This is a genomic window from Streptomyces sp. NPDC058000 (genome assembly GCF_042886435.1).
Taxonomy (GTDB): Bacteria; Actinomycetota; Actinomycetes; order Streptomycetales; family Streptomycetaceae; genus Streptomyces.
This window is the reverse complement of sequence record NZ_JBHVQS010000009.1, coordinates 208,950-222,641: the sequence shown is the minus strand read 5'-3', so window position 1 is coordinate 222,641 and position 13,692 is coordinate 208,950. Positions and strand designations below refer to the sequence as shown.

Annotated in this window: 17 protein-coding genes; 11 read left to right on the top strand and 6 right to left on the bottom strand. The window is 70.2% G+C overall.

Annotation, left to right across the window (positions count from 1 at the left end; genetic code table 11):
- Positions 1 to 45 precede the first annotated feature (45 nt).
- Together ACFVT2_RS12810 and ACFVT2_RS12805 are read right to left on the bottom strand one after the other, a co-directional pair.
- Entirely contained in the window at positions 46 to 717 is a 672-nt protein-coding gene (locus tag ACFVT2_RS12810) for a CBS domain-containing protein (RefSeq protein ID WP_390015957.1), read from the bottom strand.
- 174 nt (positions 718 to 891) lie between these two features.
- Positions 892 to 1,575 (bottom strand): CBS domain-containing protein, encoded by a 684-nt coding sequence (locus ACFVT2_RS12805; RefSeq protein ID WP_390015954.1) that lies wholly within the window; start codon positions 1,573 to 1,575, stop codon positions 892 to 894.
- A gap of 214 nt (positions 1,576 to 1,789) precedes the next feature.
- Between ACFVT2_RS12805 and ppk2 the strand changes: the two genes are divergently transcribed.
- From ppk2 to xylB, 4 genes are all read left to right on the top strand, one after another.
- A complete protein-coding gene (gene ppk2 / locus ACFVT2_RS12800; protein ID WP_390015951.1) occupies positions 1,790 to 2,617 on the top strand; it encodes a polyphosphate kinase 2 in 828 nt (275 codons plus the stop codon).
- 147 nt (positions 2,618 to 2,764) lie between these two features.
- Entirely contained in the window at positions 2,765 to 3,571 is an 807-nt protein-coding gene (locus ACFVT2_RS12795; protein ID WP_390016017.1) for a DeoR/GlpR family DNA-binding transcription regulator, read from the top strand.
- Between the two features lie 62 nt (positions 3,572 to 3,633).
- Positions 3,634 to 4,632, top strand: a complete 999-nt coding sequence (locus ACFVT2_RS12790; protein ID WP_390015948.1) for a zinc-dependent alcohol dehydrogenase family protein — start codon at positions 3,634 to 3,636, stop codon at positions 4,630 to 4,632.
- 43 nt (positions 4,633 to 4,675) lie between these two features.
- Positions 4,676 to 6,079, top strand: coding sequence for a xylulokinase (gene xylB, locus ACFVT2_RS12785; protein ID WP_390015945.1), 1,404 nt, complete (start codon positions 4,676 to 4,678; stop codon positions 6,077 to 6,079).
- A gap of 55 nt (positions 6,080 to 6,134) precedes the next feature.
- Here the strand turns inward: xylB and ACFVT2_RS12780 are convergent, their stop codons facing one another.
- Positions 6,135 to 7,379, bottom strand: a complete 1,245-nt coding sequence (locus ACFVT2_RS12780) for an MFS transporter (protein ID WP_390015943.1) — start codon at positions 7,377 to 7,379, stop codon at positions 6,135 to 6,137.
- 124 nt (positions 7,380 to 7,503) lie between these two features.
- Between ACFVT2_RS12780 and ACFVT2_RS12775 the strand changes: the two genes are divergently transcribed.
- Positions 7,504 to 8,439, top strand: coding sequence for a LysR family transcriptional regulator (locus ACFVT2_RS12775; RefSeq protein ID WP_390015940.1), 936 nt, complete (start codon positions 7,504 to 7,506; stop codon positions 8,437 to 8,439).
- A 130-nt stretch (positions 8,440 to 8,569) separates the two neighbouring features.
- Here the strand turns inward: ACFVT2_RS12775 and ACFVT2_RS12770 are convergent, their stop codons facing one another.
- On the bottom strand, positions 8,570 to 8,749 hold the full coding sequence (locus ACFVT2_RS12770; RefSeq protein WP_390015938.1) for a DUF6126 family protein: 180 nt from the start codon (positions 8,747 to 8,749) through the stop codon (positions 8,570 to 8,572).
- A gap of 424 nt (positions 8,750 to 9,173) precedes the next feature.
- Here ACFVT2_RS12770 and ACFVT2_RS12765 point away from each other — a divergent pair, with 424 nt between their 5' ends.
- The 4 genes from ACFVT2_RS12765 (at position 9,174) to ACFVT2_RS12750 (ending at position 11,161) form a co-directional block, all read left to right on the top strand.
- Positions 9,174 to 9,560: an ArsR/SmtB family transcription factor gene (locus tag ACFVT2_RS12765; protein ID WP_390015935.1), complete on the top strand. Its 387-nt coding sequence runs from the start codon at positions 9,174 to 9,176 to the stop codon at positions 9,558 to 9,560.
- On the top strand, positions 9,560 to 9,985 hold the full coding sequence (locus ACFVT2_RS12760; protein WP_390015932.1) for an ATP-binding protein: 426 nt from the start codon (positions 9,560 to 9,562) through the stop codon (positions 9,983 to 9,985). Before ACFVT2_RS12765 ends, ACFVT2_RS12760 begins: the two co-directional genes overlap by 1 nt.
- Positions 9,986 to 10,018: 33 nt before the next feature.
- Positions 10,019 to 10,435, top strand: coding sequence for an STAS domain-containing protein (locus ACFVT2_RS12755; protein WP_390015930.1), 417 nt, complete (start codon positions 10,019 to 10,021; stop codon positions 10,433 to 10,435).
- Positions 10,436 to 10,810: 375 nt separating this feature from the next.
- On the top strand, positions 10,811 to 11,161 hold the full coding sequence (locus ACFVT2_RS12750; protein ID WP_390015927.1) for an ArsR/SmtB family transcription factor: 351 nt from the start codon (positions 10,811 to 10,813) through the stop codon (positions 11,159 to 11,161).
- 261 nt (positions 11,162 to 11,422) lie between these two features.
- On the opposite strand, the gene ACFVT2_RS12745 is transcribed toward ACFVT2_RS12750, so the two are convergent.
- Positions 11,423 to 11,746 (bottom strand): putative quinol monooxygenase, encoded by a 324-nt coding sequence (locus ACFVT2_RS12745; RefSeq protein ID WP_390015924.1) that lies wholly within the window; start codon positions 11,744 to 11,746, stop codon positions 11,423 to 11,425.
- 105 nt (positions 11,747 to 11,851) lie between these two features.
- On the opposite strand from ACFVT2_RS12745, the gene ACFVT2_RS12740 reads away from it, so the two are divergent.
- The gene (locus ACFVT2_RS12740; protein ID WP_390015922.1) at positions 11,852 to 12,175 is read left to right on the top strand and encodes an ArsR/SmtB family transcription factor; all 324 of its coding nucleotides are present in this window, start codon (positions 11,852 to 11,854) and stop codon (positions 12,173 to 12,175) included.
- Positions 12,176 to 12,298: 123 nt separating this feature from the next.
- Here ACFVT2_RS12740 and ACFVT2_RS12735 read toward each other — a convergent pair whose 3' ends face one another.
- The gene (locus tag ACFVT2_RS12735) at positions 12,299 to 12,820 is read right to left on the bottom strand and encodes a DUF4232 domain-containing protein (RefSeq protein WP_390015920.1); all 522 of its coding nucleotides are present in this window, start codon (positions 12,818 to 12,820) and stop codon (positions 12,299 to 12,301) included.
- 435 nt (positions 12,821 to 13,255) lie between these two features.
- On the opposite strand from ACFVT2_RS12735, the gene ACFVT2_RS12730 reads away from it, so the two are divergent.
- Entirely contained in the window at positions 13,256 to 13,663 is a 408-nt protein-coding gene (locus ACFVT2_RS12730; RefSeq protein ID WP_390015917.1) for a RidA family protein, read from the top strand.
- The last annotated feature ends 29 nt before the right edge of the window (positions 13,664 to 13,692 follow it).

Here is a 13,692-nt window from a genome sequence, read left to right as displayed (position 1 = left end):
CGAGGTGCGCCGTACGCCCGCGTTCCGCGCAACCGGGCCGCCGCCTCAGCCGGCCACCGTGCGCCGCTCCCCCGCCGGAACGATATGGACGTCGAACGTCACGTCCACCACGCCCTCCACCGCCCGCACCAGACGGGCCGCGACGGGCAGCAGCGCGCTGGCGCGGATCGGTCCGTGCAGTGTCACCACGCCGTCCACGACGCGCACTTCGACTGTCCCGGGCGTACCGGTGAACAGCCGGTCGACGATCTCCGTCCGCACCTCCGCCGCCAGTTCCTCGTCGGAGCGCAGGAAGACCTTCAGCAGGTCCGCGCGGCTGACGATGCCCTCCAACATGCCGCGACTGTCGACCACAGGCAGTCGCTTGACGGACTTGCGCACCATCGTCCGCGCCGCCTGGGCGAGGGTGTCGCCGGCGTGCACGGTCAGCGCCGGGGCGCTCATCACGTCACCCGCGGTCAGTCCGCCGGCCTTGCGCAGATCGTCCAGCCGCTGCTGCTCCACCCGTTCCGGTACCGCGTTCCGGAACTCCTCCTTGGGCAGCAGATCGGCCTCGGAGACGACGCCGATCACCCGTCCCTCCCCTGCGAGCACCGGCAGGGCACTGACCTTCCACTGCTCCATGATGGCGACGATCTCCTTGAAGCCGGCCCCTTGACCGACGGCGACCACCGTCTGGGTCATCACCTCGCCGACGGTGTGCGGGTTGTGCGTCATGACGCCTCCTCCCCACGGCTGCGGTCGTCCCGGGGCCGTGACACCTTCAGCGTGCGGTCGCCCGCCCGCCCCCGGCAGGGGCCGTCCGGCCCTACCTCCCGCCGATCGGCCGGGGCGCCCACCGCAGAGGCCACAGGGGCCACAGAACGAACACAGTCACGGAGGTCACGCAGGTCACGGAATCGACCCCTGCGCAGGCGGAACGACAGGCACCGACGCAACGCCCGTCACGTCGTACTCCACGTCGACCACCCCCTCGATGCTGCGCACCAGACGTGCCACCACAGGCACCAACGACCGGTCACGCAGGTGCCCGCTCAGTGTGACCACCCCGTCCGCGACCACGACGTGCAAGTCCTTCGTCGGCACGGCGAAGAGCTTCGCGAGCACCCCCCGCACCTCTTGCGCGAGGTCGTCATCGGACCGCAGGAACACCTTCAGCAGATCGGCACGGCTGACGATGCCCACCAGCAGCCCGCCGCCGTCCACGACCGGCAGCCGTTTGACCGATGCCTGTGCCATCGTGCGCGCTGCCTGGGCCAACGTGGCGTCGCTGTGCACCGTCACCGCGGGGCTGGTCATCAGCTCCCCGGCGGTCACGGCCTCCGCCCGGCGCACGTCATCGACCAACCGCAACCGCTCAAGTACGTCCGCCTCCGCCTCCCGGAACCCCTCCTTGGGCAGCAGATCGGCCTCGGACACCACGCCGACCACCCGCCGCTCGGCCGAGACCACCGGCAGGGCGCTCACATGCCACCGCCGCAGGGTCTCGACGATCTTCTTGAAGCCGGCCGCCCGGTCGACGGCCGCCACGGGCTGCGTCATGACGTCGCTGACGCGGTGCGGGGTGTTCGGCATGGTGGCGGGCCTCCTCGGGAGCAGCTCCGCGCCGCACGGTCGTCGGGTGGCCGAACGGCGCGCCCGGTCGGGCAGCACTCCCCAGCCTGCGTCCCGGCACGCCGGTCGGAAAGGGCCGTCCGGCCCCACATCGGATGAGGACACCGACCCGCCGGCGCCCCCATTCGGCCCCCACGCCCGCCCGCACCGGCCCAGGACTCCGTACCGTCGACGCATGGCGGACGACCACGGAGGCAGGAGTCGGGTACCCGGGAGCCTGTCGAAGGCACGGTACGAGCGCGAGCTGTACCGCCTCCAGACGGAGCTGGTGAAGCTCCAGGAGTGGGTCCGCGCCGAGGGCGCCCGGCTCGTCGTGGTCTTCGAGGGGCGCGACGCGGCCGGCAAGGGCAGCACCATCAAGCGCGTCACCGCCCCCCTCAACCCCAGGGTGGCGCGCATCGTCGCGCTCCCCCGGCCCACCGAACGCGAGCGCACCCAGTGGTACTTCCAACGCTATGTGGAGCATCTGCCCGCGGCGGGCGAGATCGTGCTGTTCGACCGCAGCTGGTACAACCGGGCCGGCGTCGAGCGGGTCATGGGATTCTGCACACCCACCGAGTACCAACGCTTCCTCCACCAGTGCCCGGTCTTCGAGCGCATGCTGGTCGAGGACGGCATCCTGTTGCGCAAATACTGGTTCTCGGTCAGCGACGACGTGCAGGAACAGCGCTTCCGTCAGCGCCTGGACGACCCCACCCGCCGCTGGAAACTCTCCCCGATCGACCTCGAATCACTGACCCGTTGGGAAGACTACTCACGGGCCAAGGACGACATGTTCGTCCACACCGACCTCCGCGAGGCACCGTGGTACGTCGTCGAGAGCGACGACAAACGCCGAGCCCGCCTCAACATGATCGCCCACCTGCTGTCGACGGTGCCGTACCGCGACGTCACCCCGCCCGTTCTCGAACTACCGCCCCGCCCACCGAGCACCGGCTACCGACGACCACCACGCGACCTGCAGACCTACGTTGCCGACCATTGCGCCGACCTGGAGACGTGAAGCGGGGGCGAGGGAACGCCGGAGCGCAGTGGCCATCAGGCCAGCGATCTCACAGATAATTTCAAGAGCTTCACATAAAGTGTGTGATGTCTTAGGGTGAGGGCACGGCGGAGAGGCCGCTGCGGAAACGAACGGGGCGTGCCCACGATGCGAGCGAGTCGCGGCTCCGAGGCCGAGGTGGAGGAGCGCCGGCAGGCGGTCCTGCGCCACGTCGCCCAGGAAGGCGAGATCCGGATCGCCGATCTCGCCGAGCGGATGCGCGTCAGCGTGATGACCATGCACCGGGACCTGGACAACCTCCACGAGCGGCAGTTGCTGCGCAAGGGCCGCGGAGTGGCGACGGCCTTCTCCAACGTCACGATGGAGAGCGCGCTGCGCTTCCGGGAGAACGCCAACGTCGCGCTCAAGACCGCCATCGCGGACGCGCTCGTGGCGGAGGTCTCCCCCGGTGACACGGTGCTGATCGACTGCGGCTCCACGCTCTTCCCGCTCGCCCGCCGGCTCACCTCCGTCGAAGGGCTCCGCGTGATCACCAACTCGCTGCGGGTCACCTCCCTCCTGGCCGGCTCCCCGGCCGAGGTCACGCTGCTCGGCGACCGCTACTACGAGGACTTCGAGTCCTGCGCCGGACCGCAGTCCCGCCGTCAACTCCAGGACATCCGGGCCACCATCGCCTTCGTCACCGCCACCTCGGTCCGCGACGGCCGGCTCTACCACCCGGTACGCGCATACGCCGAGACCAAGCAGGCGTATCTCCAGGCCGCCGACCGCGCCGTACTCGCCGTCGACCACAGCAAGTTCGGCCGCACCGCCACCTACCCGTACGGCGACGTCAGCGGCTACGACCTGCTCGTCACCGACGCCGACACCCCGGAGCGCGAACTGAAGCCCGTCCGGGACCTCGGCGTCGAGGTCCGCACCGTCGACGTCTGCACCGACGTCTCCCAGAGCTGAGCCGATTCGAACCGCGGCTCACCCCCGCCCCCGGCGCATCCCCCGAGAGAGGCCCCGAGTCCATGCGTGCTGTCGTCATCCACACCCCCGGGCACTACGAGGTCACCACCGTCGACGATCCCGCCCCCGGCCCCGGCGAGGTCGTCGTCGCGCCCGCCGCGGTGGGCATCTGCGGCACCGATGTGCACATCGTCCAGGGGGAGTTCGCCCCCACCCCGTACCCGATCATCCCCGGCCATGAGTTCACCGGCGAGGTCGTCGCGCTGGGCGCGGGCGTGACCGGAGTGCGCACCGGGGAGCAGGTCGCCGTCGACCCGTCACTGTTCTGCGGGGCCTGCCACTACTGCGCGAACGGCCACGGCAACCTCTGCGAGAACTGGGGCGCGATCGGGGACACCGTGGACGGCGCGATGGCGGAGTACGTCAAGGTGCCGGCCGCCAACTGCTACCCGCTGCCGGAGAACGTCGACGTCACGCACGGCACGCTGATCGAGCCGCTGTCGTGCGCGGTGCGCGGATTCGACGTCCTGCCGCGCCGCCTCGGCGACCACTACCTCGTCTACGGCGCCGGCACCATGGGCCTGATGATGCTCCAGCTCGCCAAGGCCGCCGGCGCGGCGTCCCTCTCGGTCGTCGACATCAACAAGGACCGGCTGGAGATCGCCGAACGACTGGGCGCGGACGCCACCGCGACGGACGCGCCCTCCCTGAACCGGCCGCAGGGCTGGGAGACCGTCATCGACTGCACCGGTGTCATCCCCGTCATCGAGGACGGTCTCACCCGGGTCCGGCGCGGGGGCACCTTCCAGCAGTTCGGCGTCGCGCCGTCCGCCGCCACGGCGTCCTTCTCGCCGTTCCGGGTCTACAACGACGAGATCACCATCGTCGGATCGATGGCCGTCCTGCACAGCTTCGGCCGCGCCGTCGACCTGATGGCCAAGGGCGTCATCGACGCCGACACGATGATCACCCACCGCTACCCCCTGGACGAATTCGGCACCGCCCTCCGGACGTTCCGCAACGGCTCCGGCCGCAAGATCCAGCTCCGTCCGCAGCCCTGAACTCCCCTACCCCCCCGTCTCGTTGTACGGAAGCGACTTCGTCATGCCCACAGTTGCCGGGGTGGACTCCTCTACCCAGTCCTGCAAGGTCGTCGTCTGCGACGCCGGCACCGGAGAGATCCTGCACCGCGGCCGCGCCACCCACCCCGAGGGCACCGAAGTCGCCCCCGAGACCTGGTGGCAGGCGCTCCTCGAAGCCGGCGACGGCCTCCTGGAACACGTGGATGCCGTCGCGGTCGCGGGGCAGCAGCACGGCCTGGTGGCCCTGGACGCGGCGGGGCAGCCGGTGCGCGACGCCCTGCTGTGGAACGACACCCGCTCCGCGCGGGCCGCGGCGGATCTCGTCGCTGACCTCGGCGGGCCGGAGAAGTGGGCCGAGGCGGTCGGCACCGTACCGGTCGCGGCCCTCACCATCGCCAAACTGCGCTGGCTGGCCGAGCACGAACCGCGGCACGCGGACCGCACCGCGCGGGTGCTGCTACCGCACGACTGGCTGACCTGGCAGCTGTGCGGCGGGCCCGGGACGCGCGTCGAACCGGTCACCGACCGCGGCGACGCCTCGGGTACGGGCTACTGGTCCCCGGCCGAGGGCGCCTACCGCCCCGACCTCCTCGCCCTCGCCTTCGGCGGCCGCACTCCCGAACTGCCCCGCGTGCTCGGCCCGTACGAGGCCGCTGGCCGCACCCCGAACGGCGCCCTCGTGGCGGCGGGGACCGGCGACAACATGGGCGCGGCCCTGGGACTGGGCATCCAACCGGGCGACGTCGTCGTCTCGTTGGGCACCAGTGGCACGGCCTTCGCCCACTCCGCGCACCCCACCGGCGACCCCACCGGCGCGGTCGCCGGTTACGCCGACGCCACCGGCCACTTCCTGCCGCTGGTCTGCACCCTCAACGCCGCCCGGGTCCTCAGCTCCACCGCCCGCATGCTCGGCATCGCACTCGACGACCTCGGCCCCCTCGCCCGGGCGGCCGAGCCCGGCGCCGGCGGCCTGGTGCTCCTCCCCTACCTGGGTGGCGAGCGCACCCCCAACCTCCCCGAGGCCGCGGGCAGTCTGATGGGCATGCGCAAGGCGAACATGCACCCGCCGAACCTCGCCCGGGCTGCCGTCGAGGGCATGCTGTGCAATATGGCCGACGCCCTCGACCGGCTGCGTGCCCAGGGCGTCAGCGCCGGGCGCGTCCTCGTCATCGGAGGGGCCGCCAAGTCACCCGTGGTCGGTGAGATCGCCGCCGAGATCTTCGGCGTCCCCGTCACCGTGCCCGAACCCGAGGAGTACGTCGCCCTGGGCGCGGCCCGCCAGGCTGCCTGGGCACTGGCCGGTACACCCGAGCCACCACACTGGCCGCTCGCCGCAGCGCGCCGGATTCCCGCTCCGGCCGACCGCACCACCGGCCGCCGCATCCGCGAGGGCTACGCGCAGGCCCGGTCGCTGGTCTACGGATAGGCCCGGGACGGGAGTCCGGGGCCGACTTCGGGGAACGGTGTCGAGCCGCGGTGTGTCAGGTGAGGCTCGTGGCCTGTTCCCGGGCCTTCTGGGGCGCGTTCTCGCGGCGCGGGAGCAGCAGCGGGGTGGCCAGGAGGAGGACTCCGGCGGCGGCGATCGCGGTGCGGGGGCTGGTGAGGGCGGCCAGCAGACCCCACGCGGCGGTCAGGGCCGCGATGGTGGCGCTGCTGCTGACCGACCACGCGGACAGGGTGCGGGCGACCCGGTCCGCCGGTGTCTGGTCGAGCCGGTAGGTGGCCAGCACCGGGTTGAACACGCCACAGCAGGTCACCAGGCCGAGTTGGAGGGCGATGACGAGCGCGATCCCGGGAACACCGGGCCGGACGAACGCCAATCCCACCGGCCAGCACGCGCGCAGCGCACCGGCGGTGACGATCACCTTGTGCCGCCCGAACCGCGCCACGAGCGGGCGTGCCAGGCGTGAGCCGATGAGTCCGCCGATGCACGGCGTCGCGAACGCGAGACCGTACTGCCAAGGTGTGAACCCGAGGCGGCCCAGCATGAGTACGGCGAGCAGCGGCTCGGAGGCCATGATCAGACCGTTGCCCACGATCGCGTTGAAGAACAGCGGGCGCAGCCCGGGGTGGGTGAGGATGGAGCGCCATCCGGCGAACAGATCGCCTGCCCGCAGCCGCGGCGCGCCGGTCCGCACGGGGTGCGGTTCCGTCCCGCCGATGGCACGGATGCCCAGCGCCGAGAGCAGGTAGCTGACCGCATCGGCCACCACGGTCGTCATCGGGCCGAACATCCCGATCGCGGCCCCGCCGAGCGGTGGTCCGACCACGGTCGAGGTCCACATCGTGGACTCGAACCGGCCGTTCGCGACGAGCAGGTCCTCCGGCGGCACGAGCGCCTTCAGATACGCACCGCTGGCCGCGTTGAAGGCGATGTTGGCCGCGGCGACGACGACGGAGACGACGAGGAGCTGGGCGACGCTGAGCCAGCCGAGCGCGAACGCCGCGGGGACGCTCAGCAACGCTGCGAACCGGGCCAGATCCATCGCCACCATGACCGGCCGCTTACGGCGGAACTCCACCCACGGTCCGAGCGGCACCGCCACCACGGCCCCCACCGCCCGCCCCGCGGCGGACAGCGCCGCCACCTGGGCCGGCCCGGAGTGCAGCACGACGATCGCGATCAGGGGAAACGCACCGAACCCGAGCCATGTGCCGTACGAACTGACCGCATACGCCGACCACAGCCACCGGAACTGCCTGCCCAGCCCCCGCCTACGTGTCATACCCAACACACCTCACGCCGATCCGAACAACCACACGCTGACCCCCGGCATCAAAGCGGGTAGGGGTGGCAAGCTCAAACAACCGATCGGCCAGGAAAGCACAACCTTTCGTTGTGTCGTTACCATGGTCGGCGTGGATCTTGATGCTGTGCGCACCTTCATGGCTGTCGCGGACGCGGGGCGGTTCCAGGACGCTGCCGCCGAACTGTCGATCACCCAGCAGGCCGTCTCCAAACGCATCGCCACGCTGGAGAAGATCCTCGGCGTGCGGCTGTTCACCCGCGCCCCGCGTGGAGCGAAGCTCACCATCGACGGGCAGGCGTTCCTGCCGCACGCCCGCGACCTCGTACGGGCCGAAGCGCGGGCAGTCGCCTCCGTGTCTCCCGGCCGCCGCGCGTTGCGCGTCGACGTGATCGGCCGGCGGCTCGCTCCGGCGTCCCTGATGCGCGACTTCCATCGCGCGCACCCCGAGGTCGAGCTCGATGTCGTGACCCTCTTCGATGCCGACGCGGCCATCAACGCCATCCGGTCCGGCACCATCGACGCGTCCTTCCGCGCCGTCACCATGCCCGGCCGGCAGCTCCCCGACGACATCAGGGCCGCCCGGGTCTTCGACGAGCCCATCCAGCTCCTCACCGGACCGGCCCACGAGTTCGCCGCCGTCCGCGCGGTCACGCCCGCCGAACTCGTCGGGCACCGGATCTGGATGCCCGGTCTCGTCCCCGGAACCGAATGGGGTGCCTACTACGGTGACCTCGCCGCCGCGTTCTCGCTCACCATCGAGATCACCGGCCCCGACTTCGGCACCGAGCCCCTGCTGGACACCATCGCCGACTCCCGGTCACTGGCGACCTTCGTCGGCGAGCAGACACGCCTCGTCTGGCCCGCCGACCACGGCCTGCGACGCATCGCCGTGCGCGACCCGGCACCGGTCTACCCGCATTCACTGGTATGGCACCGCGACAACCCGCACCCGGCGCTTGCCGCACTCCGCGACCACTTCCGCTCCGAGCAGTGCGACCGCTCCGACACCGAGACCTGGACACCGACCTGGGCATAGCGGTCAGGACCACGGCGTTGCCCGGCACCAACAACATCGTGGGCCGAGAACACGTCCGGCCTCCGGCGACGCCACCCCCGTCCGTGTCCCGTGCCTGGCGCGCCGCACGTCCCCTCCGCTCGCCGGCCGGCTACTTGCCGGCGTGGCTGCCGACGTAGAACAGCAGCGCCAGGAAGCCCAGCAGAAGGTGGCTGCCGGCGATGTAGATGAACACCCGCCAGGACGCGCCCCGCTCCTTCCGCTCTTCGGACATCCCGCCCCCGAAGGACGGTGTGGACGGTGACTGGTTGTTGGCCGGTGCGTCAGGCACGACTGCACTCCTGAGTGCTTCTGGTATCCGGTGTCTGGATTCGATGGTCTGGCATGCGGGGCAGACGTGGCACGGCGAGAACCGGTCCGTCTGGATCACGACGCCCTCACCAACGTCGGGCATGACGAGCGCCGTTGGACCAGGGAATCTTCGTGACCAGCCGGCGGCTTCACCGGAATCCGCCACACCGCCCGCGGGAACTCGGCTACATCGCTGCCCACTTTCCTCCCCCCCCGCCCATCGGACCTCCACGCGCGCATACACGCACGAATGATTGACTATCGCGGCAACTAGTAAATGCTGAATTGCAAAATTTCGCAATTGCCTAGATTCTGTTTCCGTTCGGCTGTGCCCGTACACGGCCGTGGGCACAGCCTTGCGCGCGTGCCCCGAGCGGGCTGCGGTCGGGGAAGTCTGAGGGGTTATGTCTGTTCCGCTGTACCAGGCCAAGGCCGAGTTCTTCCGGATGCTCGGGCACCCCGTGCGGATACGGGTGCTGGAGCTGCTCCAGGACGGACCGAAACCCGTACGGGACCTGCTCGCGCAGATCGAGGTGGAGCCCTCGGGCCTGTCCCAGCAGCTGGCCGTGTTGCGCCGCTCCAGGATCGTCACCTCGACGCGGGAGGGTTCCACGGTCGTCTACGAGTTGGCCGGCGGGGACGTCGCCGACCTGCTGAAGGCCGCGCGTCGGATCCTGACCGAGATGCTGGCCGGGCAGAACGAACTGCTGGCCGAGTTGCGGCATGCCGGGAGCGCGGCCGGGCCGGCGCCCGCGGTGATCGGCTCGCGTCTCACCGGTACGGAGGCGTGATGCTCACACCGTTGGAAACGTTGCCCTACCGGCACGTGCTCACGCTGCCCAGCGAACCGTCCGCCGTCCGGATCGCGCGCGAGACCGCCGAGCTGGCACTGACCGGATGGGGCATTTCGCTGCGCCACCCCACGGTGGACCCGGCGCTGCTGATCCTGAGCGAACTGGTCACCAACAGCATCCGGCACGCCGCCGAGCTTTCCCCGCAGGTCACCGTGGTCTACGCGGCCAGCCGGGACTGTCTGGTATTCGCCGTCCACGACTCCCACCCCCACCAGCCCTCGCTGTACGGGCCCGTCGCCGGCACCGATGGGGGCGGGCTCGCCACGGTGATGGAACTCGTCCTCGGCCTGGGCGGCACGGCCGTCGTACGTGCGGATTCCCCGGTCGGTGGGAAGGGTATTTGGATCACCCTCCCGCTCTGACCCCGACAGACCGGCCGCACAAAGGAGTTCACCGTGACCATCGAATGGCGTTACACCGTCGAGGAAGACCTCGGCATCCTGTCGGTCGCCGGACATCTGGGCCCGGACGCAGCCCGTCGGTTCACCGGCGCGGTCGGCTGGGTACTGGCCCGGGGCACCGGCCCGGTCATCGTCGACCTGAGCGAACTGCGCGGTTGGTCGGGCGAGGGGCAGCAGGCCATCGCCGACGCCGCGCGCCGTCTCACCGAGGCGGGCCGCAGCATGGAACTGGCGGCGATCCCCGCCGACGGCTCCCTCGTCCCGGCCGGCGACTGCCCGCCCATTCCGGTCCACGCCGACCTGAACACCGCGCTCGCCACCCACGGTGCGCCACAGCCCAACGGACACGGGACGGAACGCCACGAGTGGCGCACCAGCGGATGGCCGGCCGGGACGGAGCAGCGCGCATAGCGGCAGGTCGGGCGGCGAAGGGTAACGGTCACGGCCGTCCCGAACAACGGCCGCGGAACGGCACATGGGGGGCGCAGGCGACCTGCGAACCAGGCGGCACCACTACCGCACCGCAAGGTGACGCCTGCGCATTCCGCCTCCCTCCCCTTCCTCCCCACTCACACGCTCAGCCATTGCCCACATTCGTAATTGCCGGCGTCTTCATTGCCGGGGTCTTCGATGCTGGATACAGCGGCGCGGTTCTCCGGTGCGGATTCGGTTCGACCCGGTTCCGCAGGCGAGGATGGTCCGCATGTTCTTGACGAGTGGGTGGATGCGATGCGCCGGGATCCGGCCGGTGGGGCTGTGCTGCCGTATCGGGGAGGCGACGGCGCGATGAGTACGCCGCTGTACCGGCTGAAGGCCGAGTTCTTCAAAACTCTCGGCCACCCCGTACGCATCCGTGTCCTGGAGCTGCTGAGCGAGCGCGAGCACGCGGTGGCCGAAATGCTGCCGGAGGTGGGCGTCGAACCCGCCAACCTCTCCCAGCAGTTGGCCGTGCTCCGCAGGATGAACCTGGTCACGACCCGCAAGCAGGGCTCGACCGTGTACTACTCGCTGACCAGCCCGCACGTCGCCGAGCTGCTGAGGGTGGCCCGCACCATCCTGTCGGGAGTCCTGGCCGGACAGGCCGAACTCCTCGCCGACCTCCAGGCTGCACAGGAGGAGGGGAATTCGCCGTCGTAGCAGGCAGGCTCGAACAGTGGAGCATCAGGAAAGTGGGGTAACGCCGTCCGTGGGGTGGCCTGTTGGCCAAGGACACTGACAGGAGCGAGCGGCCGCTGAACCACCCCCAAGCGGTCCAGGAACCGACAGGTGCACCCACGCGGCCTGCCTGCCACGCGGCGCTCTGGAGGTCCGGGCCGGCAGGCCGCTCGCCGCCGGTCACGGCGTCGTCAGCGGCCTCGGCGGTGGCGTCTTCGGCGGCGCCGACGGGGCCTCGCCGGCTTACGCGCGGTCCGCCCTTCCCTCGTAGGGGCTGTGCATCGTGAGGTACCGGATCTCCAGGTCGCGCTCCAGGTACTCCATGCGCCGCTCCCAGAAGTCGCGGAGGTGAGGGAGGGTCAGGTGAGCGTCCAGGTCGTGCTGGCTCCGCCATGCCTCGTAGAAGACGAACACGCCTGGCTCGTCACGGTCCTCATGGAAGTGGTATTCGAGGCAGCCGGGTTCCTGTCGCGTCGGTTCGACGAACGAGAGCAGGAGCTGCCGCAGATCCTCCACGCGCTCGGGCTTGGGTCGGGCGGTGCCGACGAGGGTGAACGGCTGATGCATGAGCGACTTTCCTTCCATGGCACATAGGTATGACTTGCGTCGTACCTAAGGGACGCTAACGGCACACCAAGGTACGATGCAAGCCGTACCTTGGAGGTGGTGGTGATGCCCGACGACGAGGGGCACCCCGGACGTGCGGAGATCGAGCTCGGCAACGTGCTGTCCGCGCTGGCCGACCCGCTGCGGCGGCGCGTCGTGCGGGAACTGGCAGCCGGGCCCGACGGCGAGGAACGCACCTGCAGTTCCTTCGCGCTGCCGGTCAGCAAGGCGACGGTCACCCACCACTTCCGCACACTCCGCGAGGCGGGCCTGATCCGCCAGGTCAACCGGGGCAACAGCCGGATGGCGACCCTCCGCCGGACCGACATCGAGCAGCGGTTCCCCGGCCTGCTGGCACTACTGACGGCCGAAGCCACCAAGGACGCATGACCGCGCACACCCCACCCGCACGCCTCCCTTTGGCTCAACCCCGGGGCCCGTTGCATGTCGGGCCGGTCAGGTCAGATCGGTCGGTGCTCTGCGGGATGCCGCCGAGGCGTGCGGGGAGGGCGGTCAGGCGCCGGGCCGGACCGGACCGATGACGGTGCCGGCGTCGACGGTGAGGTGACCGTAGGCGGTGGACTCACCGGGGATCACACCTCCGGGAGCCTTGAGGGTGAAGGCCGCCTCGTCGGCGGGAGCGCCGCCGGCACTGTTGGGAACCTGGATGTCGAAGTGCACCGGGTGGCCCGGGCCGAAGTTCACCGCCGTGCGCTGCGGGCCGTACCGCCCGGCGGTGACCCCGTTCAGAGAACCGTGGCGGTAGAACCGCACGTCGGTCGGCGACCCCGCCAGCTCGCACGGTTCGTACCCGGGCGCCGCGGTCAGGGTGACCCGGTAATGGTGATGCCCCGCGCTGGCAGGACCCGCAGTGATCTTCGCGGTGTGGTTCGCCGGACGGCATGCGGAGGGAACCTGATCGCCGGGCGTCGTGGTCACGGCCGTCGTTGACGACGCCTGCGCCGCTCCCCCTCCCGCGGCACCCACCAACACGACAGCGGCAACGGTGACGATGATCTTCCGAGTGGTACGCAACGCGAACACTCCCTTCCTGCTCGGCGGTCCACGGTGTTCCGCCAAAACCCTGGTCGCCCCCATTCCTCCCCTTCAGCCGGACCGACAAATGTCCTGAAACCGTCACGACTACGCCAACCACCCCTCCCCCACGGCAGAGACGTCTCCGCGTCGATGAGGTTCGGCACCTGTACCTCCTGGGGTGCTCGTGTACCGGTGGGTCCGGTCGCACATTGCGTCAACTGTCGCCCGCAAGGCCCGGGAGAAGATCTCCCGGGCCGACGAGTCCGCGCGGGTCAGGTCTGCTTCACCCTTGGGCAAGCCCTCCAACTGCTTGGTCACCATGGGGTTCCCCAGTCACCGAAAAGTGCGTTCTTCCATGTCAGCAGAGGCTCTCTTACCGTTCCTGAGTAACCACAAGAGACCACTGACTCTCACGACAAGGAGGCAGGCAGCATGGCCATCACTCTGGTGAACCCCAGCGGATTGCCCAAGATCGACGTCTACCGGCAGGTGTCGATCGCATCCGGGTCGAAGCTGATCTTCATCGCCGGGCAGGTCGCCTGGGACGCCGAGGGGACCACGGTCGGCGCGGGCGACCTCACCGCGCAGGTCGAACAGTGCTACCTCAACATCGGCACCGCCCTGGCCGAGGCCGGTGGCTCCTTCGACGACGTGGCGAAACTGACCTTCTACGTTGTCGACTGGACCCCCGACAGGATGCCCCTGCTCCTGGAAGGAATCTCCCGGGCGGCCGTGAGGCTGGGCGTTACTCCGGTCCCGCCGGCCACGCTGCTGGGCGTAGCGGCACTGGACGTCCCCGACCATCTCGTCGAGATCGAAGCCACCGCGGTCCTCGACTGAACAGCTGGCCGGACCTGGGTGAGGACCAA

Coding starts and splice junctions, on each gene's coding strand:
- ACFVT2_RS12745 (WP_390015924.1), bottom strand. CDS start 11,746: ATGCATCAGCCGTTCACCCTCGTCGGCACCGCCCGACCCAAGCCCGAG.
- xylB (WP_390015945.1), top strand. CDS start 4,676: ATGCCCACAGTTGCCGGGGTGGACTCCTCTACCCAGTCCTGCAAGGTC.
- ACFVT2_RS12780 (WP_390015943.1), bottom strand. CDS start 7,379: ATGACACGTAGGCGGGGGCTGGGCAGGCAGTTCCGGTGGCTGTGGTCG.
- ACFVT2_RS12730 (WP_390015917.1), top strand. CDS start 13,256: ATGGCCATCACTCTGGTGAACCCCAGCGGATTGCCCAAGATCGACGTC.
- ACFVT2_RS12795 (WP_390016017.1), top strand. CDS start 2,765: ATGCGAGCGAGTCGCGGCTCCGAGGCCGAGGTGGAGGAGCGCCGGCAG.
- ACFVT2_RS12790 (WP_390015948.1), top strand. CDS start 3,634: ATGCGTGCTGTCGTCATCCACACCCCCGGGCACTACGAGGTCACCACC.
- ppk2 (WP_390015951.1), top strand. CDS start 1,790: ATGGCGGACGACCACGGAGGCAGGAGTCGGGTACCCGGGAGCCTGTCG.
- ACFVT2_RS12750 (WP_390015927.1), top strand. CDS start 10,811: ATGAGTACGCCGCTGTACCGGCTGAAGGCCGAGTTCTTCAAAACTCTC.
- ACFVT2_RS12775 (WP_390015940.1), top strand. CDS start 7,504: ATGGTCGGCGTGGATCTTGATGCTGTGCGCACCTTCATGGCTGTCGCG.
- ACFVT2_RS12740 (WP_390015922.1), top strand. CDS start 11,852: ATGCCCGACGACGAGGGGCACCCCGGACGTGCGGAGATCGAGCTCGGC.
- ACFVT2_RS12760 (WP_390015932.1), top strand. CDS start 9,560: ATGCTCACACCGTTGGAAACGTTGCCCTACCGGCACGTGCTCACGCTG.
- ACFVT2_RS12765 (WP_390015935.1), top strand. CDS start 9,174: ATGTCTGTTCCGCTGTACCAGGCCAAGGCCGAGTTCTTCCGGATGCTC.
- ACFVT2_RS12810 (WP_390015957.1), bottom strand. CDS start 717: ATGACGCACAACCCGCACACCGTCGGCGAGGTGATGACCCAGACGGTG.
- ACFVT2_RS12805 (WP_390015954.1), bottom strand. CDS start 1,575: ATGCCGAACACCCCGCACCGCGTCAGCGACGTCATGACGCAGCCCGTG.